This is a genomic window from Microbacterium sp. R86528 (assembly GCF_044596335.1).
Lineage (GTDB): Bacteria > Actinomycetota > Actinomycetes > Actinomycetales > Microbacteriaceae > Microbacterium > Microbacterium marmarense.
On record NZ_CP138996.1, the window covers coordinates 2,836,541 to 2,856,653 of the forward strand.

The following is a 20,113-nucleotide window of genomic DNA, read 5'->3' on the forward strand; positions in this document are numbered from 1 at the left end:
GGGGCCGCCGTCTCCGCATTGCACGGAGACGGCGGCCCCACCGCCCGAAATTGGGTGCCCTGACTTACGGGAGAAGCACCGTGTCAAGCAGGTAGACGGTTGCGTTCGCGGTCTGAACGCCACCGCAGATGACGGTTGCGCCGTTGACCATCAGGTCGTCGCCGCTGCCGGTGACCTCAACATCAGTTCCCTGCACGGTGGTGTGGGTTCCAGGAAGGTCTTCCGGAAGGATCTGACCGGGGATCACGTGGTAGGTCAGGATCGCGGTCAGCGTCTCGGAGTCGGTCTTCAGCGCCTCGATGGTGTCTGCGTCAATAGCCGCGAATGCCTCATCGACGGGTGCGAAGACGGTGAACTCGTCGCCGTTGAGCGTGTCAACCAGGTCGACGTCGGGGTTGAGGCCGCCGCTGACGGCTGCGGTGAGAGTGGTGAGGAGCGGGTTGTTGGATGCTGCGACCGCTACCGGGTCTTCAGCCATGCCGGCGACCGATCCATCGCCGTCCGGAACCGCAGCTGCATAGTCAGCACAGCCCGAGCCGACCAGGTACGCGGCGGGGTCCATGTCCATGGACTCTTCAGCCATGGGCTCTTCGGCTTCTTCGCTCATCGTGGTGTCGGGCTCATCCGACTCGGTTTCCGTGGATGCTCCTGAACATGCGCTCAGTGCGAACGATGCGGCAAGGGCGAGTGCGAGTCCTGCTGAGACGCGCTTCTTGGTGATGCGTGACATGAGTTCCTCCTCTGTGGGGTCCGAGTGGACCGTGATCTACAGGTGCCCGGTGGGGGCTTGCATCCGCTTGGGCGGTTACAAATAGGCATTCGGAGGAGCGGCGCAATCGGATTGGAAAAATGTCAAGTCGGTGTTTCGCACCTCTCAAAAACAGGGGATTCACGCGTCGTACGGCATGCTGGTACTCATGGTTATTGATGGTGTCGACGTGCCGGAGGACGGCGCCGATTCTGTCGACCACATAGGTGAGTTGCTGCAGCAGGTTGCAGCCGGAGACCAGACTGCGTTCGCGCGCGTGTACGACATGTTGTCTTCGCGCGTCTTCGGCCTCATCCTTCGTGTTCTCGTGGATCGCTCGCAGAGCGAAGAAGTGCTGCAAGAGGTTTTTCTCGAGGTGTGGCAATCCGCTTCCAAGTTCGTTCCGAATAAGGGTCAAGGAAGATCGTGGGTTCTCACGATCGCTCATAGAAGGGCCGTAGACCGGGTGCGCTCGTCGCAAGCGAGCAGTGACCGTGATGTGCGGGTCGGAGTGCGCGATCTTGACGTAGCTCACGACGGAGTATCTGAGCAGGTTGAACTGCGTATTGAGGGGGAGAAAGTGACGACCGCATTGGCGACACTTCCCGACCCACAACGCGAGGCGATCACACTCGCCTACTTCGGTGGCTACAGCCAGAGCGAGATTTCAGCGCTCGTCGGTGCGCCACTCGGCACGATCAAGACACGAATGCGCGATGGACTATCGCGACTACGAACTGAAATGGGGGTGACGGCATGAACGAGAACGAATTCGCTGAACTTGCAGCGGGCTACGCCTTAGGCGCGCTGTCGCCCGAAGATGCGCAGATCTTCAATGACGCCCGTGCGCAGCATCCTGAATGGGAAAAGCTGGTCAACGATGACGTTGAGACCGTGGCTGAGCTGGCAGGGGGCGCTGAAGCAACTCCGCCGGCGAGCATTCGAGCATCGCTGCTTGCACAGATCGCGGTGACACCGCAGCACGATGTCGACGCTGGCGTGGCCCTCCACGAGAGCATGCCGTCAGCCGCGACCGCGGAAGAGCAGTCTTCAGAAGAAGTGGATGCTGACGTCGACACCGTGTTCGTCGAACCCACGCCTACGACCACAACGATCCAGGCTATTGAACGTCGCAACTGGACGCGGGGATTGTTCGGGCTCGCTGCATCGCTGGTCTTCCTCGTCGCACTCGGACTGGGTGCGGCGACGATCGGCGAGATGATCGGACCGTCGCCAGCCGTGGTCGCTTTGGAGCAGATTGAAGATGCTCCCGACGCTCAGCAGGCCTCGGTCGATGTCGCCGATGGCGGGATGGCCACCGTGCACTGGTCGGAGTCGGTGGGTGAAGTCGTGCTCGTCTCTGACGGGCTGCCGTCGATTTCAGAAGACCAGGCGTTCGAGCTGTGGTTCATTCGCGGCGATGAGCCGCCGATTGCCGCCGGAACCTTCGACGCGAGCAGCGACAACTCGGCGACCGCGCAGTTTGAGGGCACAATGCAGCCGGGCGATGTCATTGCGGTCACCATCGAAGAAGAAGGCGGTTCGCCCACGGGCGAGCCCACGACTGATCCGATCATCGTCATCGCCACAGCCTGATTGGCGAGGCCGGCGCCCGACGCACCGCTGGGCGGTAATCTGTAGCGGATGACTGATGACTCCCGCGGCTTTCACAAACCGGTCAAACGCCCTGCCGAGACGTTCGATCGGCTGTTCGCCGCAGAGGACCCGGCAGAGGTATCGCGGGTTGCTCATTCAACCGCGCATGCCCTCGTGGCCAGAGTCAGGGCGGAACCTGACGATGCGGTGGTCGACCGGTTGATCGCCTTCACCGGTGAGCATGGAATCGATGACGTTGCAGAATTGTGGTCACGTTCTCCCGCGAAGTCACTGCCGGGAGCGCTGTGGCGGTTGTACCTGTTGCAGCTGATGATCCACGATGACCCGCAGTCCGCCGCGCTGCTTTACGAGCGAGGACGGCACGCGTTGGACTCTGTGGATTCGGTGGTCGCGGGTGCGCCGGCGCCCGCGGGACCGGCAGAACTCGTGGTGCTGATCAACACGATTCTGCGCGGGCTGTTCCAAGGAGACTTCGCCGTCGCCCTCGAGCGTGCCGCCGCATTCTGCAGGGTCGAGGCTGCCGGCTCCACCCATCTCGCCGACGACTACGAATCGACCGAGCCCGAGCGCTCCTCTGGGTTCACCACTCGCGCGTTGCGGCTGTCGACGTACGCGGGCGACCTCGCGGCATGTGCGGCGCTGTGGCGGCGTGAGTCGCTGAATTGAACCATCACCTGCAGCAGGCAAAGAAGTACCGGGCCGCAGAAACGCCTCTCGGCGCGAGGCCGCTCTAAGCGGCAAAATTTGGAGCCCGGGGTTACTGCGGCCCGGCTGAAACAGTGTAACAAGTGCGTCCATGAGTTTCATTCCCAGGCGCCCCTAACCGCTCTGCGACGCGTACTCGCGGCGTAGGCTCAGGGCATGACTTGGCACTTTGCGCTGGTGATTGAGCCCGCAGCATCCGACAGCTCTCAAACCGTTTTTGCTGACACCTTCACGGTCATCGACCCCGCGGCTCCAGCTCTGAGCGTCGGAGAGCTCAGCACGCAGCGCGGCGACGGCATCTTCGAATCGGTGGGCGTGGTCGACGGTCATCCGCAAGAGGTAGACGCGCATCTTGACCGGCTCGCGCACTCCGCGAAGATCTGCGACCTGCCGGCACCGCATCGTGAGCAATGGCGTCAAGCGGTCACCACGGCCGCTGAACACACGCCGCGCAGGGGAGAGGGAGTCATCAAGCTCATCCTGAGCCGCGGCGTTGAGCATGGCCCTGCGCCCACCGCGTGGGTTACCTCAGGCTCGGCACCGGACTTCGCCCTGGCGCGTGCGCACGGGGTTCGTGTCGTGACGCTGGACCGCGGCTATGGGCTCGATGTGCCGAGCCGCGCTCCCTGGCTGCTGCTCGGGGCGAAAACGCTCTCGTACGCGGTGAACATGGCAGCGCTGCGCGAAGCCAAGCGTCGCGGCGCCGACGACGCGATCTTCGTGACCTCGGATGGCTTCGTGCTCGAAGCGCCGACCGCATCGCTCGTGTTGCGTGTCGACGGACGCTTCGTGACGCCCGCGCCCAATGGCGGAATTCTGCACGGCACTACTCAGCTGAGCCTGTTCGAGCACCTCGAAGCGCAGGGCTTGCACACTGCCTACGAGGTCGTTCCGGTATCGCTCATGGCCGAAGCGGATGCTGCCTGGCTGCTCTCGAGCGTTCGGCTTGCCGCGCCGATCACGTCGATCGACGGCAAGGATGTTCCGGTCGATCGGGAGCTCACAGCATCCATCAACGAATACCTGCTCAGCCCGCGCGACTAGCGCACGACCGTGCTGACACCGACCTGGCGTCGGGGAGCGGTGGCGGTCGCGTTGCTCGCCGCGGTGCGCCGAAACGTGTTGCTCGCGAAACGGGTTGCTCGCGAAACGGCCGGGGGATTGCCGTAATCGGCGATGTGGGATGCTGCGTAGCGGCGTGTCGGCGGAATGCCCGGCCGTTTGGTGCTGCGTGCCGTGTGCCCGTGTATCTGGTGCCGCGGGAGTCGTGTTGCTGACGAAACGGTCGGGGGATTGCCGTAATCGGCGGTGCGGGATGCTGCGCAGCGGCGTGTCGGCGGAATGCCCGGCCGTTTGGTGCCCCGGGTGCCGCGTGCGGGCCTGTGGCGCGTGCGCGAGTCGTGCCGCGTGCCTCGGGCCGCGGGCTGGTCCCGCGTGCCGCGTGTCTTGCGCCGCGTGCGTCGCGTCGCTCACCGGGTGCGCCGAAACGGCCGGGGGATTGCCGCAAACGGCGGTGCGGGATGCTGCCGGGCGGCGTGTCGACGGAATGCCCGGCCGTTTGGTGCCGCTTGCCGCGCGCCGCGCGCCGCGCGCCGCGTGCCTTGTGCCGGGCGCCGGGCGCCGTGCGTCGTGTGCGTCGTGTTGCTCGCGAAACGGCCGGGGGATTGCCGTAATCGGCGGTGAGGGATGCTGCGTAGCGGCGTGTCGGCGGAATGCCCGGCCGTTTGGTGCTCCGTGCCGCGTGTGCGAGTTAGTCGAGGTGCCGCCCAGCACTTACCTGCGCGACTACTGCCGCTTCGACAGTGCCCCAGTCGTAGATGACCTGCGCGAAGTCGAACCTCAGCGTCACATAGTCTCGACTCGCGGCGGCGGCGTCGCGGACAAGATCTTTGTGGCGCAATGGTCCATCCCCGTGGTTCGCTTTTCCGTCGAGCTCGACAATCAGGCGATCACCGATGACGAAGTCGACGATCCCCACGCCGCTGATGCGCACCTGTGGGGTGATCGGCAGTCCTAACGTGCGTAGCCGCCAGCGAAACAGCGACTCAATGCCGCTATCGGCATCCCTTCGAGCGAAAGCGATCGCCTCGCGCCCAGCAGCATTTGTGTGGATGCGGAGCCACTCAATCTCAGCAGCGCTGATGCGATGCTGCCGAAGAGCGGATTCGAGGCAGGCGAAAAATGACTCCACACCCTGGCATCGCAGAATCTGCCGCAGCATCCGTGGTACTGACGGCAGGTTGAAGGCTTCAGCGGCCACTTCGTCGAAGTGCACGACGCAGAGGCAGCCGCTGTGGTGAACCCGACCCCCACTTGGCAGCCATACGTGAATCTCGGTCAGGTCAGGCAACACCCAGAACCCGAGGTGTCGCGCCGCGGACACGCAGGCCAATGCGCCGCCGTGGTCTGCAGCTGTGCGCGTTGGTTCGCACACCCCCATCGACGCGTACAACCCGTGACGAAGACGGTGCCATTCGCCGTCGCGAATGAGCAGCGAAGCCCGCGCGCGAGTACCGGCAAACTCTCGCAACTGTGCAGACCTCAATATGGCAGGAGTCCGTTCGCACATGAGAACACTCTGTGCTCTGCCCGCCGCGCGACTATCAGTCTCGCCGAGGTTGTCGAAAGCCAAATGCAGCAAGGCGTGGGGGAGGACAGGGGCGCAGGGTTGACGCGCGGGTCTCGCAGCCAAGACAACTCGCTACGGGGCTGTTCCTCGTGCAGCCGAGAACTGCAGACCCGTGCTGGAAACGGCCGGAAAAATGGTGAGAAAGGCGCTGTGGGATGCCGCCTGGCGGCGTGTCGTCGAAATGCCCGGCCGTTTCGCGTGGCCCCGTTGCCCCGTTGCCCCGTTGCCCCGTTGCCCCGTTGCCCCGTTGCCCCGTTGCCCCGTAGCCCCGTTGCCCCGTTGCCCCGTTGCCCCGCAGCCCCACCGGCCTCGCAACCGCAGCCCCACCAGCCCCGCAGCCCCTGCTCCGCAGCCCCGTTACCCCGCAGCCCCACCGGCCCCGCAACCACCGCCTCGCGTGCCCGGCACGCCGGGCCGCCCCGCCGCCGACCACCCGGAAACGCCAAAACCGGCCGCTGCCCGAAGGCAACGACCGGTTGAAGCGGAAGCAGTCGGGATCAGCCGAAGCGACCCGAAACGTAGTCCTCGGTTGCTTGAACCTCTGGCGTCGTGAAGATCGACTTGGTGTCGTTGTACTCGATGAGCTTGCCGGGCTTTCCGGTGCCAGCGATGTTGAAGAAGGCGGTGCGGTCCGAGACACGCGACGCCTGCTGCATGTTGTGCGTCACGATCACGATCGTGTAGTCGTTCTTCAGCTCGCCGATCAGCTCTTCGATCGCGTAAGTGGAAATCGGGTCGAGCGCCGAGCACGGCTCGTCCATCAGCAGCACGTCGGGTGACACGGCGATCGCGCGTGCGATGCACAGACGCTGCTGCTGACCGCCGGAGAGGCCTGAGCCCGGACGGTCGAGGCGGTCCTTGACCTCGTTCCAGAGGTTGGCGCCGCGCAGCGACTCCTCTACCAGCGAGTCGGCGTTCGACTTCGACATGCGCTTGTTGTTGAGCTTCACCCCGGCCAAGACGTTGTCACGAATCGACATCGTCGGGAACGGGTTCGGGCGCTGGAATACCATACCGACGTCACGGCGCACGGCTACCGGGTCAACGCCAGGGCCATACAGGTCATCTCCGTCGAGAAGAACTTCCCCCTCGACGTAGGCGCCGGGGATGACTTCGTGCATGCGGTTAAGCGTGCGAAGGAAGGTGGACTTTCCGCAGCCGGAGGGGCCAATGAATGCGGTGACCGAGCGCGGCTCGATCGACAGCGACACTCCCTCTACGGCGAGGAAGTCACCGTAGTAGACGTTGAGGTCGTTGACTTCAATGCTCTTAGACACAAGGGCTCTTTCTATGGATTGCGCCAGCGCGGGCTAGCGGCGGCCGGTCTTGGGCGAGAAGATCTTCGCGATCATACGGGCCGCGAGGTTCAACACCATGACGATGAGGATGAGGGTGAGCGCGCCTGCCCAGGCTCGGGCGACGGCGTCGTCAGGGCTGGTGCCCTGGTTTGCGTACTGGTTGTACACGTACACCGGCAGAGTCATCATGTCGCCCTCAAACAGGTTGAGGTTGAGGCTCTGGGTGTATCCGGCGGTGACGAGCAGCGGGGCAGTTTCGCCGATGACGCGGGCGATAGCCAGCATCACGCCGGTGGTGATACCGGCGATCGATGTCGGAAGCACGACCTTGACGATGGTGAGCCACTTCGGCACACCGAGGGCGTACGCGGCTTCACGCAGCTCGTTGGGCACGAGTCGCAGCATTTCTTCGGATGAGCGCACGACGACTGGAATCATCAACACGCTGAGCGCGATAGCGCCCATGATTCCCATCGAGATGCCGGGGCCGAAGAACAGCGCGAATGCGGAGTAGGCGAATAGACCCGCAACGATCGAGGGAATGCCCGTCATCACATCGACGAAGAAGGTGATCGATCTGGCGAGCCGGCCGCCACGTGCGTACTCGACGAGGTAGATCGAGGTCATCAGACCGATAGGCACTGAAATCAGTGTGGTTGCCGCAGTGATGAGCAGCGTTCCGTAGATCGCGTGAACCGCGCCACCACCCGCACCCACAACGTTGCGCATGCTCATCGTGAAGAAGTCGATGTCGAAACGGGCGAGACCCTCAGAGACCACTGTGTAGAGCAGCGAGATCAGGGGGAGAAGCGCGACGATGAACGCTGCCGACACGACGGCGGTGACGACACGGTCGGCCGCTTTGCGTCCACCTTCAACCGTGCGAGAGACCAATCCGATCGTGATGACGAACAGCACGGCACCGAGAAACACCGCGGCGACGATGTTGAAGTTGCCGATCGGCTGACCGAGGTTCAGCACCGCGAACACGATGAACGTGATGACCATGGAGCCGGCCAGCATGAACCAAGGCGCGGAGCGGGGCAGCTTGCCGCTGGTGAGGGCGTTGACCCTCGCCGGGGGGGATGTGGTAGTCGACATCAGTTGGCTCCCGAGAATTCCGAACGGCGGCTGACAATCCAACGCGCCAGTGCGTTGACGGCGAAGGTGAGAACGAACAAGACCAAGCCGGTGGCGATGAGCACACTCACGCCGTCGCCATATGCCTCAGGGAACGAGAGCGCGATGTTCGCGGGAATCGTGGTGGGGTTCGTTGCGGTGAGCAACTCGAATGTGATCACGCCAGAAACCGACAGCACCATAGTGACCGCCATCGTCTCGCCGAGTGCACGGCCGAGCGCGAGCATCGCAGATGACACCATGCCGCCACGGGCGAACGGGAGCACGGCCATGCGGATCATCTCCCAGCGAGTGGCGCCGAGCGCGAGCGCTGCCTCTTCGTGCAGTTTTGGAGTCTGAAGGAAGACCTCACGGCAGATTGCCGTCATGATCGGCAGCACCATGATCGCCAACACCATGGCTGCGGTGAGGATCGTTCGTCCAGTGGCCGAAACCTGCCCGCTGAAGAGAGGGATCCACGAGAAGTACTCGTTGAGCCATGCGTAGAACGGCTGCACCATCCCGGCGAATGTGACGCCACCCCACAGGCCGAAGACCACCGAAGGCACCGCGGCGAGCAGGTCGATGATGTAGCCAAGGAACGAAGCGATCCGCGTTGGCGCGTAGTGCGAGATGAACAGCGCAATGCCGATAGCGAGGGGAGCGGCCATCAACAGCGCCAGCATCGATGCCCAGATCGTTCCGAACACGAGTGGGGCGACATAGGCCCAGAAAGACTCGCCCTTGAGGATCGGGTTCTCGGTGGGCTCACCGGTGAAAGCAGGGATGCTCTCAATAGCGAGGAAGATCGCCACCGCGGCCAAAACGACCAGGATCGTGATTCCGGCAGCCAGCGCGGTGCCGGAGAACGCGAGGTCACCCGGTCGCCGTGGCACTTTGCGTTTGCTTGCCACGGGCCTGACGGTGTCAGTCGTAGTCGCCATTCATGTGTCCTTTGTGTCGGGCGTGTAAGGCTCAGCAGAAGCTCGGGTATCAGGTGGTCCCGTTCCCCTGCTGAACCTTGCCCCGCTCGTGGTCTGGTGACTGCGAGCGGGGCAAGGTGTCAGAGAGTGAAGTCTCAGCCGATCAGCGCGATCGCCGCCTCAACCTCGGTGCGCAGCTCGTCAGAGATCGGAGCCGAGCCAGCGTTCGCTGCCGCGTCGTCCTGGCCCTCGGGGCTAGCGATGTAGCTGAAGTACGACGTCACGAGCTCTGCCGTGTTTGCATCTTCGTACTCGATGCAACCGATGAGGTAGCTCACGAGAGCGATCGGGTAGACACCAGCCTCTTCGGTGGAGTAGTCCACCTCGAGCGCGAGGTCTCCCTCGCCGCGGCCCTCGACCTGCGGTGCCGAGTCAACGATCATCGCGGCGGCCTCAGCCGAGTAAGGAACGAATTCGCCACCGACGCCGACCGATACGGTGCCGAGGTCTCCGACCTGCGATGCGTCTGCGTACGTGATGGTGCCGTTTCCACCGGTGGTAGCGGCCACAACACCGGAAGTGCCCTGAGCGGCTTCGCCCGAGTCAAGCGGCCACTCGCCGTCTGCTTCCCACTCCCAGACGCTCGGGGCAGCAGCCTCGAGGTATGAGGTGAAGGTCTCGGTGGTGCCCGAGTCATCCGAGCGGTGCACGGGCGAGATGGCGAGGTCGGGAAGTTCGACTCCGTCGTTCTCTGCCGCGATTGCGTCGTCGTTCCAGTTGGTGATCGTGCCAGCGAAGACGCCGGCAATGACGTCTGCCGACATGTTGAGGCTGTCGACGCCCTCGACGTTGAACGCTACTGCGACGGGCGAGATGTAAAGCGGCAGCTCGACGATGCCCGCGGCGCCGTCTTCTGCGCATGCGCCGAAGCCGCCTGCGGCGATCTCTTCGTCGTTGAATGCACGGTCAGAGCCGATGAAGTTGCTGGCGCCCGCGATGAAGTTCTCGCGGCCGGTGCCTGAACCGGTGGGCTCGTAGTTGACAGTCACGTCGGGGTTCGCGGTCTGGAAGGAGGCAACCCATGCTTCCTGGGCGGCGGTCTGCGACGAGGCTCCGGTAGCCGAAAGCGTGCCGGAGAGACCCATTGAGTCGTCGGTGCTGTCCGACGAGGTGTCTTCGTTAGCGGCGCAGCCAGCAAGGGTAAGAGCTGCAATGGCAGCTACAGCGCCCACCTGGGCGATGCGGGAGATCTTCACTGTGTGAATCCTTCACGTGTCAGGGATTAGATGCCCGAGAATTCGGGCTTCGGGAAATGCCCGGTGCGGGGCACGCACTGAAACGTAGGCGTGAACCCTTAAGAGAGTGGTGGTCGTTGGTAAACGGAAAGTGAACGGCGCACCGACATCTGCGCGGTTTTCGCGTCGAAGCGGGGCAGTGTTTTGCCTTCGAAAGCAACATCTACGCGTTCTGTTTACCTTCGGGCTGTATGGTCTGTGGCCATGGCGACGACAACGAAGGCCGAGCGCAAGGCGCTCGAAGCGATCGATGAGGCTGCGGAAGCGGCCAAACAGGGCAAGAAGGTAGCGAAGCAGTTGCCGAAGAAGCCGGCCAAGCAATTGCGCGACCTCGTAGAAGATGCGCGCGAAGCCTCCGACGTATCGAAGAAAGCGGTTCGCAAGCACCCCGCCAAGGTCGCGAAGCGTGCCTCGCGTGCGACGGATGCGCTGGTCAAGGCGACTGCGCGCGCGCTGGAGAAGGCAGAGAAGAAGGTGCGTCTGCGCGCCAAGGCTGATCGCGCTGCCGAAGAGGCTCGACAGGTTGCTGAGGCAGCAGCCGAACAAGCGCGCGAGGCGAAGACGTTGAAGAAGCAAGCGGCTAAGGCAGAGAAGGCCGCCGCTCGGGCCGAGAAAGAGTCTGCCGACGCTCAATCGAACTTGGATGCTGAACTGGGCACGCCCGACGAAGCACCGGCTCCGGCGGAGCCCGCGGCAACGGATGAGTCCTCCAGCGCAGATCAGGTCGAGTCGGCTGATGAGGCCGAATCGACTGACCTGAACGCTCTCACCGTTGTCGCTCTGCGCCAACGTGCGCGCGACGAGGGAAAGACCGGATACTCACGCCTGTCGAAGGCGCAGCTCGTTGAACTCCTTTCCTGAGGCGGTCAGCGAGGGAAACGCTCAGCGCGAGCTGGACGGTTCACCGCGCACCCCGCCGGAACGCACGCTCGTTGACATTCTTCGAGAGACGACCACGCTGCATCCCGAAGCATCTGCAATTGACGACGGTTCGGGAGCGCTGAGCTACCGTGAGCTGATGGCCCGCGTCGGTCAAACCGCAGCAGCACTGCACGAAGCGGGAGTGCGTCGCGGAGATCGGGTCGGCGTGCGTGTGGCGTCCGGCTCGAAGGAGCTCTACGTCTCGATTCTGGCCGTGCTCGCCGCCGGCGCCGCGTATGTGCCGGTCGACGTCGATGACCCCGACGAGCGTGCTCGCCTTGTCTTCGGTGAAGCAGACGTTGTCGGCATCATCAATGACCCGGGTGTCTACACGCCCTCGAAGGCTTCCGAGCCTGCCGCCGGGTCGTCACTGTTCGACAACGCTGCCGCTCATCCAAGCACCCACGCTATCGTCACGGTGCCGCCGCCCGAGCTCACTGACGATGCCTGGATCATCTTCACTTCCGGCTCGACCGGAGTGCCCAAGGGCGTCGCGGTCTCGCATCGTTCGGCTGCCGCTTTCGTCGACGCTGAAGCACAGCTGTTCTTGCAGTCAGAACCTCTTGGCCCGCAGGATCGCGTGCTCGCGGGGCTCTCGGTTGCGTTCGACGCGTCGTGCGAAGAGATGTGGCTCGCATGGCGTCACGGCGCCTGCCTGGTGCCGGCGCCACGGTCGCTGGTTCGATCTGGCGCTGATCTTGCACCGTGGCTGATTCGCCAAGGCATCACGGTGGTATCGACGGTTCCCACGCTCGCAGCGATGTGGCCCGAAGACGCGATTGAGAACGTTCGCCTGTTGATCTTCGGCGGCGAAGCCTGCCCCCCAGAGCTTGCCGCGAGGCTTGCGGCTGACGGCCGCGAGGTGTGGAACACCTACGGACCGACCGAAGCGACGGTCGTGGCGTGTGCCGCACCGCTCGACGCTGGGCCCGTGCGCATTGGTCTGCCGCTCAACGGCTGGGTGCTGGCGGTGGTGGATGCTGAGGGGCGCCGGGTCGCAGAGGGCGAGACCGGTGAGCTCATCATCGGCGGCGTTGGACTGGCGCGTTACCTCGATCCCGCGAAGGACGCGGAAAAGTACGCGCCCATGCCAGCGTTGGGCTGGGATCGCGCCTACCGTTCGGGTGACCTTGTTCGCTACGAGGCCGAAGGACTGCTTTTCGTCGGCCGCGCCGATGACCAGGTGAAAGTCGGCGGCCGTCGCATCGAACTCGGTGAGGTCGAGAACGCCTTGCAGGATCTTCCCGGCGTCACCGCCGCGGCCGCAGCCGTGCGCACCACTGGCGCGGGTGTTCCCGTGCTGGTGGGCTACCTCGTCGCCAATGAGGTCGGCACCGCCTTCGACACTTCGCACGCGCGTGCCCTGCTCTCTGAGAAGCTGCCCGCGGCGATAGTGCCGCTGTTGGCAATCGTCGACGAGTTGCCGGTGCGCACCTCGGGCAAAGTAGACCGCGCCGCGCTTCCGTGGCCGTTGCCCGGCGTAGATTCGCCCATCGAAGGACTGTCGCCGACCGAGGCGTGGCTCGCGGAGCAATGGCAGACGGTGCTCGGGCTTGCCGTGCCCAGTCGCACGGCAGACTTCTTCGACCTCGGTGGCGGGTCGCTCGCGGCGGCGCAGCTTGTGTCGCGCATTCGTGCGAGGGTTCCCGAGTTCTCAGTCGCCGACGTCTACGACGTGCCACGGTTGAGCACGATGGCCAAAGCGCTGGGCCCGCTGGCCGAAGAAGTTTCCGGCAAGTATCGCAAGCCGTTGCCGACGCCGCGCTCGACCCAGTGGGTGCAAACCCTCTTGGGCGTTCCCCTGTTTATCCTTTCCGGCGTGCGATGGCTGCTCTATTTGCTGACAGCCAGTGCGATACTGCACCTGTTCCCTGGCTTCGAGGCGTTGCCATCCGTGGATTGGTGGGCTCTGCTGCTCGGCTTGCTCGTGTTCGCGACTCCCTTCGGACGAATGGGCATCGCAGCGCTGAGTGCTCGCATCCTTCTCGCGGGCGTTCGCCCCGGCGACTATCCGCGCGGCGGTTCGGTTCATCTTCGACTTTGGCTCGCCGAGCAGATTGCCGATCAGATTGATGCGGTCGGGCTGGCAGGAGCCCCTTGGGTGCTTTCTTACGCCCGTGCCCTCGGCGCGAAGATCGGCAAGGGCGTCGACATGCACACGCTGCCGCCGATCACCGGCATGCTCGAGATCGGTGATGGTGCCGCGGTGGAGCCGGAGGTGGATCTCACCGGCACGTGGATTGACGGCGACGTCGTGCGCATCGGACAGGTGCGCATCGGTGCGAATGCAACCATCGGAGCCCGCAGCACGCTCGCTCCAGGTACCCGCATCGGCCAGCGCGCCGAAGTAGCACCGGGATCCGCCGTCTTCGGGCGTGTGCGCGCCGACCAGTCGTGGGCCGGTTCACCGGCCGTTCGCGTCGGCGGGGTCAACTCCGAGTGGCCTACCGAGCGCGCGCCCGCTCCTCGGCGATGGTTGTGGGCCTATGCGGCATCATCGCTGGCCCTCGCGATGCTCCCGTTGTTCTCGTTCGCTGTGGGGGCCGTGGTGCTTGCACTGGGCATCCAGGGGTCCCCCGATCTCTCGTCAGCGCTCGGAGCGGCCTTCATCTGGCTCGTTCCCGCTGTACTGACCGTGGGCCTGGTGTTCGCCGGTGCAGTTGTGATCGCGGTCCGGTTGCTCTCGATTGGTCTTCACGCTGGCATGCATCCCGTGCGAAGCCGTGTCGGCTGGCAAGCGTGGACGATTGAACGCCTGCTCGATTCGGCGCGCGGCGTTCTCTTCCCGTTGTATTCGAGCCTGTTCACGCCGGTGTGGCTGCGAATGCTCGGCGCGCGTGTCGGGCGAAGCGTTGAAGCATCCACCGTTCTGCTCATTCCCTCGATGACGCGCATCGACGATGGGGCGTTCCTCGCCGATGACACCATGGTCGGCTCGTACGAGCTGAGGGGCGGCTGGCTGCGCCTCGGCCCGGTTCGCATCGGCAAGCGCGCCTTCCTCGGCAACTCGGGTATGGCCGCGCCGGGGCACCGTGTGCCACGCGACGGTCTCGTTGCCGTGCTCTCGGCTGCGCCCGCCAAAGCCAAGCCGGGCTCATCGTGGCTCGGCTCACCGGCGGTGCGCTTGCGCAGGCTCAACGCCGAGGGCGACCAGAGCCGCACCTACCGTCCGACCGCAGGCTTGCGCATCGCGCGGGCGCTGTGGGAACTCGGGCGCATCGTGCCCGTCATCGTGACGTGCGCGCTAGGACTGCTCGTGATCTTCGCTCTCGCTGCCCTGTGGCAGAGCGTTGGCGCGGTATGGACCATTCTGCTGTCGGGAATCGTGATGCTGATTGCCGGTGCGGTCGCGGCGGGCGTCTCGACGCTCGCCAAATGGCTGATTGTCGGCGTGATCCGCGCTGGTGAGCAGCCGCTGTGGTCGAGCTTTGTGTGGCGCACCGAGGTGTCAGACACGTTCACCGAGATGGTCGCGGCGCCGTGGTTTGCACGCGCGGCGTCGGGAACTCCCGCGCTCGCCGTCTGGTTGCGCACGCTGGGCTCGAAGATCGGGCGCGGCGTCTGGTGTGAAAGCTACTGGCTTCCGGAGCCTGACCTGGTCACGCTCGGCGACGGATCAACAGTGAACCGCGGCTGCGTTGTGCAGACACACCTTTTCCATGATCGAATCATGAGTATGGATTCTGTGGAACTTGAGCAAGGCGCAACCCTAGGGCCGCACAGCGTGGTTCTTCCGGGGGCAACGGTGGGTGCGAATGCGACAGTCGGCCCGGCCTCGCTCGTGATGCGCGGTGAGACTGTGCCGGTCGGTTCTCGATGGAGCGGAAACCCAATCGGACCGTGGCGCGCGGTCAAGGTGCGTTCGTACCAGTCGACATCGTGACTGACGCTGACACGTACGCCCCGAGCAGCGGTGATCGCTCGTACGACGTGGAGTCCTACGAACTGGATGTCACCTACCGAGTACGAACGAATCGGCTCGACGCGCGGGCGATTATCAACGCCGTGGCTGCCACGGCCACGTCATCGATCTCCCTCGATCTGATCGGTTTACGTGCGACCAAGGTTCGTGCGGACGGCGACCGTCGAACGGCCTACAAGCAAGGTCCGCGAAAGTTGCGCGTCACGTTGCCTCGTCAGATGCAACCGGGGGAGCGGTTCTCTGTCGACATCACCTACGGCGGCTCACCGGCTCCTCGACGCACACGCTGGGGTGCGCTCGGGTTCGAAGAACTTGAAGATGGCGCGCTGGTCGCCTCACAGCCCGTCGGCGCGGGCACCTGGTTTCCCTGCAACGATCGGCCCGACGACCGCGCGCGATACACGATCACGGTCGCGACCGATGCGGGCTATACCGCGGTGGCTACCGGGGTTCCGGTAAGCACAGCGCGCCGCGGCCAGATGGTGGCTCACACTTTCACGTCGAAAGTGCCGACAGCCACCTATCTCACTGCCCTGCATTTCGGCCGCTATGAGACGCGCGCCATGCCCCGCGTGGCCACCGACACTCCGGTGACCGTCACCATAGTGAACCCGCCGGCGCTGCGCGTGGCTGTAGACAGCGCATTTTCTCCGGTTCCGCGCATGCTCTCGGTCTTCACCGAGATGTTCGGCGCCTACCCGCAGGACGCATGCACGCTGGTGGTGACGGCCGACGAACTGGAGATTCCTCTCGAGGCTCAGGGAATGGCCGTGTTCGGCTCAAATCACCTCGACAGTGTCAGTGAGCGTCTCGTCGCCCACGAACTAGCCCACCAATGGTTCGGCAACAGCGTCGGCGTCGAGCACTGGCGCGACATCTGGCTCAACGAGGGCTTCGCCTGCTACGCGGAGTGGCTGTGGTCCGAAGCCTCGGGCGGTCCGTCGGTGCGCTCGAAAGTTCGTCACTACTACGGAAAGCTCGCGGGCTCAGCGCAAGACATCGTGCTGGTAGATCCTGGTCCCGAGCTCATGTTTGACGACCGCGTCTACAAGCGAGGTGCGGTGACCTTGCACGCACTGCGGCTTGCTGTCGGCGACCAGGCTTTCTTCACGATGCTGCGTGCGTGGGTGGCCACCCGCGCCGAACAATCAGTGTCGACGGCAGACTTCAGGAGTCACGTGAGCGCCACGCTCGGGGAGTCAGCGAACGCGTTGCTCACACCGTGGCTGGAACAGTCGGCGCTTCCGGCATTGCCGCGCTGAAAGCGTAGGCCGCTGACAGCACCACCCCATCGGGGCCGTCGTCAACATCCCACCCGCTGATCGGCGCGCCATCGGGTACGTGCGCCCTCCACTGGTGCGGTGAGAGTGCTTCGACCAAGACTCTGGTCGGGTCTACTCGCAGGCCACGCCCATCCGCCTTGAGCGCTGCCTCGACCCGCACCCATTCGCGAATCGTTGCGGCGGCACCCCTGCGCAATACGCCCTCCAGTCCCGCGTCGTCACGCACCGCGCTCTCGTCCAGTTCCGCGTCGATCGCGAAGCCGGCGAACGGGCCGGTCGCCACCGCGACAACGGCGTAGTCGCCAGCGTATGTCACGCTGGCGTGCATGCCCGGGTCTGAAAGCTGAACAGCGCCATGAGGTCGGCCGCAGTGCGCGCACGGATTGGAGATCAGGATGCCGCCCCCGACGACCTCGCGAATGAGCGACCACGCGACATCGCGGCGCGTCTTCGTCGGCGGTACGCGCTTCCAGCGGAGTTGCAATGCTCCGGGCGGCGGCATCCGAGCTACTTCTTCGGCGAGTGAGTTTCGATCGCGATAATGCCCGAGCCGGGATTGCGCGCCGAAATGTGCACCACAGAGAAAGCCGCCGGATCCAGTGTGGCCGCGCTCGACAGATAAGAGCCCGGAAGGGTTGCTGTCGCCAGCGCGATCTCGCTCAGAATCTCGGGCAGCACGGGGCGGTGGCTGCAGATCACTGCGGGCGTGCGAGCGCGTACCCGATCACCGATCACGGTTCTCACATCGGCCTTGCCGCGTTCCCGTGCATCTTGGCTGATGAGCTCGGTCTTCTCAGCCTTGCGATCGAGAGACTTCGCCAGTGGGGCGACGGTCTTCGCGCAGCGCACGGCGTTGCTGGTGACGATCTTGTCAGCGCCAAAGGCCAGCAACGGGCCGACGATCGTCTTTGCCTCGCTTTTGCCGCGCGCATCGAGAGGGCGATCAGAGTCCTCGCCATCCCAGTCGCTCCGCGACAGTGCATGCCCGTGACGCAGTACGATGAGTGGAAACGTCTCGAGCACTCCGTCATCAACGAGGTGAAGGAAGTTCTCGAGGATCTCAACGTCGACGGGGTAGCTCAGGCGGCCGAGCGCCTTCTTCGAACTGACCCACTCGATCGCAGCGATCTCTCGGTTAGGCACGAATTCCGAGGCGCGCACCGCAGCTTCGGTGGCTTCGGTCGCCCAGTAGTGCACGATCTTGAGCCGTTTGCTGGGCAGGTGGTATCGCGACACGCCGATCGGAACGCCGAGCGCGACGCGAATGCCGGTCTCTTCGAATATTTCGCGCACGGCGGTCTCGGCGAGCATCTCACCGGGGTTGACCTTGCCCTTCGGCAGAGTGACGTCGCGGTACTTGGTGCGGTGAATGAGCAGCACATAAAGCTTGCCGTCGACAAGCCGCCATACCACCCCGCCCGCAGCGTATACCGCTGTGTCGGTCATCGCACCGCCCGTGCGCGGCGTCGCCGCTGCACGTTGGTCATGGTTCGATCCTGAATGTCGACGAGCGCCTTGCCTTCAGCATCCAAAGAGTGTCGCACCCATTCGCCGTCAGCACCAAGATGCCATGAACTGGTGCTGTCGCTCATCGCCAGATCGAAGAGGTCGTGGAGTTCTTTCAGATGCGGGGGAGCAACGACTTTGACGAGCGCCTCAACGCGACGGTCGAGGTTTCGGTGCATCATGTCGGCGCTGCCGATATAGGTAATCGGATCACCGTCGTTTTCGAACGAGAAGATACGAGAGTGCTCGAGGTATCGACCCAAGATGCTGCGCACGATGATGTTCTCGCTCATGCCCGCAACGCCAGGCCGCAGCGAGCAGATGCCACGCACCCACACCTCCACCGAGACGCCGGCTTGGCTGGCGCGGTAGAGGGCATCGATGATCTGCTCATCGACCATGGAGTTGACCTTGATGCGCACGCGGGCTTTTTTGCCCTCGAGCGCGTTGAGGCGCTCTTTGTCGATGAGTCGCAGCAGGCCTTTGCGCAGGTGCAACGGCGCGACGAGAAGGCGCTTGAATTTCTTCTCGATGGCGTAGCCGCTCAGCTCGTTGAACAATCGCGTGAGGTCGCGACCGACCTGATCATCGGCGGTGAACAGCCCGAAATCTTCGTAGATGCGGCTGGTCTTGGGGTTGTAGTTGCCCGTGCCGATGTGGCTGTAGCTGCGAAGAACGCCGTTCTCTTCGCGAATGACGTGGGCGAGCTTGCAGTGGGTCTTGAGGCCCACGAGCCCGTACACGACGTGCACGCCAGCTTTCTCAAGCTTGCGTGCCCACACGATGTTCGCTGCTTCGTCGAACCTCGCCTTGATCTCGACGAGGGCGAGCACCTGTTTGCCCGCCTCAGCGGCGTTGATCAGAGCTTCAACGATCGGGCTGTCGCCCGAGGTGCGGTAGAGCGTCTGCTTGATAGCCAGCACGTGGGGGTCTTTGGCCGCGTGCTCCAGAAACGCCTGCACGCTCGTTGCGAATGACTCGTACGGGTGATGCACGAGCACATCATTCTTGCGAATAGCGGCGAAGATATCGGGCCGCTCATTGTTGTCGCCGGGCTGGAAGGCCATATGCGTCGTGGGCACATGAGGCTTGTAGCGCAGGTCGGGTCGGTCAATGCGCCCCAGGTCGAAAAGCCCCCGAAGGTCGAGAGGTCCGGTGAGGCGATAAACCTCTTGCGCGGTGATCTCAAGTTCCTTGAGCAGAAGATCCAGCGTGACGTCGTCCATGTCGTCGGTGATCTCAAGGCGGATCGGCGGACCGAACCGGCGACGCAGCAGCTCGGCCTCGAGCGCCTGAATCAGGTTCTCAGACTCGTCTTCTTCGATGACGACGTCTTCGTTGCGGGTCAAGCGGAATGCGTGGTGATCGAGCACTTCCATTCCCGGGAACAAGTCGTCGAGATGGTTGGAGATGACGTCTTCCATCGACATGTAGCGCAGTCGGCCGTCGAGTGACGGCAACGGCACGAAGCGCGGAAGCATCGCGGGAACCTTGAGTCGTGCAAACTCCTGACGGCCGGTGCGCGCATTGCGAATACGGATGGCAAGGTTCAGTGACAGACCCGAGATGTACGGGAACGGGTGGGCGGGGTCCACAGCCAATGGCATCAAGACAGGGAAGACCTGGGCGTGAAAGTAGTCGTAGATCGTTGACTTGTCGTCGTCGCTGAGCGAGTCGTACTTCACCAGCTCGATTCCAGCTTCAGCGAGTGCGGGACGCACGTCGTTCATCCACGCCTCTGCGTGGCGCACCTGTAGCCGGTGCGCTTCGGTCGAGATGTCGGCCAGAGCGTCTGCGGGAGCGCGGCCGACGTTGGTCGGCACGGCCAAGCCGGTGAGAATGCGTCGCTTCAGGCCCGCGACGCGCACCATGAAGAACTCGTCGAGGTTGCTCGCGAAGATCGCGAGGAAGTTCGCGCGTTCGAGCGCAGGCACCGCGGGGTCTTCAGCCAGCTCGAGCACGCGCTGGTTGAATGCGAGCCAGCTGAGCTCACGGTCAAGGTAGCGCTGCTCGGGAAGTTGGGCGTCAAACTCCTCAGTTACGTCGAAGTCGTCGTCGTCGTCTCCGCCGCCGAGTCCAGCGTCGAGTGGCTCATTTTCGATCATCCACTCATCATTGCAGTCGCAGGTGACGTGCACGTGAACGAA

General features: G+C 64.1%; 16 protein-coding genes. 7 read left to right on the plus strand and 9 right to left on the minus strand.

Annotated elements, in window-relative coordinates:
* Positions 1-64: 64 nt before the first annotated feature.
* Positions 65-730, minus strand: a complete 666-nt coding sequence (locus SJY18_RS13130) for a fasciclin domain-containing protein (RefSeq protein ID WP_337337488.1) — start codon at positions 728-730, stop codon at positions 65-67.
* A gap of 175 nt (positions 731-905) precedes the next feature.
* On the opposite strand from SJY18_RS13130, the gene sigK reads away from it, so the two are divergent.
* The 4 genes from sigK (at position 906) to SJY18_RS13150 (ending at position 4,114) form a co-directional block, all read left to right on the plus strand.
* Positions 906-1,508, plus strand: a complete 603-nt coding sequence (gene sigK, locus SJY18_RS13135; RefSeq protein WP_337337663.1) for an ECF RNA polymerase sigma factor SigK — start codon at positions 906-908, stop codon at positions 1,506-1,508.
* The gene (locus SJY18_RS13140) at positions 1,505-2,344 is read left to right on the plus strand and encodes an anti-sigma factor domain-containing protein (protein WP_396667890.1); all 840 of its coding nucleotides are present in this window, start codon (positions 1,505-1,507) and stop codon (positions 2,342-2,344) included. The genes sigK and SJY18_RS13140 overlap by 4 nt, the downstream gene beginning before the upstream one ends.
* A gap of 48 nt (positions 2,345-2,392) precedes the next feature.
* Positions 2,393-3,031 (plus strand): DNA-directed RNA polymerase subunit beta, encoded by a 639-nt coding sequence (locus tag SJY18_RS13145; protein ID WP_337337490.1) that lies wholly within the window; start codon positions 2,393-2,395, stop codon positions 3,029-3,031.
* A gap of 195 nt (positions 3,032-3,226) precedes the next feature.
* A complete protein-coding gene (locus tag SJY18_RS13150; RefSeq protein WP_396667891.1) occupies positions 3,227-4,114 on the plus strand; it encodes an aminodeoxychorismate lyase in 888 nt (295 codons plus the stop codon).
* A gap of 706 nt (positions 4,115-4,820) precedes the next feature.
* On the opposite strand, the gene SJY18_RS13155 is transcribed toward SJY18_RS13150, so the two are convergent.
* From SJY18_RS13155 to SJY18_RS13175, 5 genes are all read right to left on the minus strand, one after another.
* On the minus strand, positions 4,821-5,639 hold the full coding sequence (locus tag SJY18_RS13155; protein ID WP_396667892.1) for an endonuclease domain-containing protein: 819 nt from the start codon (positions 5,637-5,639) through the stop codon (positions 4,821-4,823).
* A gap of 557 nt (positions 5,640-6,196) precedes the next feature.
* Positions 6,197-6,976 carry a phosphate ABC transporter ATP-binding protein PstB gene (gene pstB / locus SJY18_RS13160; RefSeq protein ID WP_337337493.1) on the minus strand — a complete coding sequence of 260 codons (780 nt, stop codon included), beginning with the start codon at positions 6,974-6,976 and terminating at the stop codon, positions 6,197-6,199.
* A 33-nt stretch (positions 6,977-7,009) separates the two neighbouring features.
* Positions 7,010-8,098 (minus strand): phosphate ABC transporter permease PstA, encoded by a 1,089-nt coding sequence (gene pstA, locus SJY18_RS13165; protein ID WP_337337494.1) that lies wholly within the window; start codon positions 8,096-8,098, stop codon positions 7,010-7,012.
* Complete coding sequence (gene pstC / locus SJY18_RS13170; protein ID WP_337337495.1) at positions 8,098-9,060, minus strand: phosphate ABC transporter permease subunit PstC; 963 nt, start codon at positions 9,058-9,060, stop codon at positions 8,098-8,100. Before pstC ends, pstA begins: the two co-directional genes overlap by 1 nt.
* A gap of 134 nt (positions 9,061-9,194) precedes the next feature.
* Positions 9,195-10,295, minus strand: a complete 1,101-nt coding sequence (locus SJY18_RS13175) for a phosphate ABC transporter substrate-binding protein PstS (RefSeq protein ID WP_337337496.1) — start codon at positions 10,293-10,295, stop codon at positions 9,195-9,197.
* Between the two features lie 243 nt (positions 10,296-10,538).
* Here SJY18_RS13175 and SJY18_RS13180 point away from each other — a divergent pair, with 243 nt between their 5' ends.
* From SJY18_RS13180 to SJY18_RS13190, 3 genes are read left to right on the plus strand one after another with little or no spacing between them, the layout of a single operon-like run.
* Positions 10,539-11,195 carry a hypothetical protein gene (locus tag SJY18_RS13180; protein WP_396667893.1) on the plus strand — a complete coding sequence of 219 codons (657 nt, stop codon included), beginning with the start codon at positions 10,539-10,541 and terminating at the stop codon, positions 11,193-11,195.
* Between the two features lie 31 nt (positions 11,196-11,226).
* Positions 11,227-15,138, plus strand: a complete 3,912-nt coding sequence (locus SJY18_RS13185; protein WP_396668925.1) for a Pls/PosA family non-ribosomal peptide synthetase — start codon at positions 11,227-11,229, stop codon at positions 15,136-15,138.
* A complete protein-coding gene (locus SJY18_RS13190; protein ID WP_396667894.1) occupies positions 15,135-16,439 on the plus strand; it encodes a M1 family metallopeptidase in 1,305 nt (434 codons plus the stop codon). The genes SJY18_RS13185 and SJY18_RS13190 overlap by 4 nt, the downstream gene beginning before the upstream one ends.
* On the opposite strand, the gene SJY18_RS13195 is transcribed toward SJY18_RS13190, so the two are convergent.
* Genes SJY18_RS13195 through SJY18_RS13205 form a run of 3 tightly spaced genes read right to left on the minus strand, consistent with a single transcriptional unit; the run spans position 16,393 to position 20,071 of the window.
* A complete protein-coding gene (locus SJY18_RS13195; protein ID WP_396667895.1) occupies positions 16,393-16,962 on the minus strand; it encodes a chemotaxis protein CheY in 570 nt (189 codons plus the stop codon). The two genes, SJY18_RS13190 and SJY18_RS13195, sit on opposite strands and share 47 nt — an antisense overlap.
* Before the next feature lie 5 nt (positions 16,963-16,967).
* The gene (locus SJY18_RS13200) at positions 16,968-17,906 is read right to left on the minus strand and encodes an NUDIX domain-containing protein (protein WP_396667896.1); all 939 of its coding nucleotides are present in this window, start codon (positions 17,904-17,906) and stop codon (positions 16,968-16,970) included.
* Positions 17,903-20,071 (minus strand): RNA degradosome polyphosphate kinase, encoded by a 2,169-nt coding sequence (locus tag SJY18_RS13205; protein WP_337337501.1) that lies wholly within the window; start codon positions 20,069-20,071, stop codon positions 17,903-17,905. The genes SJY18_RS13200 and SJY18_RS13205 overlap by 4 nt, the downstream gene beginning before the upstream one ends.
* Between the last annotated feature and the right edge of the window lie 42 nt (positions 20,072-20,113).